Raw genomic sequence first — 433 nt, forward strand, 5'->3', positions numbered from 1 at the left:
TGATGTTCACAAAGACCCCAAGATCACTCCCGTTGCCCGGCAGCACATGTTTGCATGTGTGAGAGGAGACGTTTCCAGCGATTGTACAACGTCTTTGGTGGGCCATATTCTGCAGGTGCATCGCACCATCGTAAACCATTGCGATTGATGAATATAATGCCGCTCAAAACGCGACGATCATCAACCCGAGCCCTCCCCCGGCTCTTTGGGAAATACGGCCGTAACCGCGTCATTGGTTCCTCGCTTAGCCAGTAAAGATTACTCATCAGCCCCCCAATCAATAACAGAGGTGAATCACGGCCAAGCCTAAGCTGCAAGATAATTAATGGGTCCTGAGCCTAGCTTTCTTGGCATTCGCCTCTTCACCATTCATCAGGGTGAAATCAATAAAATTCTGGTTGCGATGATGGGCATGGTGGCTGAGCAGTACGTC

1 pseudogene is annotated in these 433 nt (G+C 50.1%); it reads right to left on the reverse strand.

The annotated features are described in order from the left end of the window. Positions 1-68: 68 nt before the first annotated feature. Positions 69-266: pseudogene (locus ACPGUT_RS16065) on the reverse strand (transposase); the annotation flags it as partial. Between the last annotated feature and the right edge of the window lie 167 nt (positions 267-433).

Source organism: Halocynthiibacter sp. (genome assembly GCF_049608145.1).
Classification (GTDB): Bacteria; Pseudomonadota; Alphaproteobacteria; order Rhodobacterales; family Rhodobacteraceae; genus Halocynthiibacter.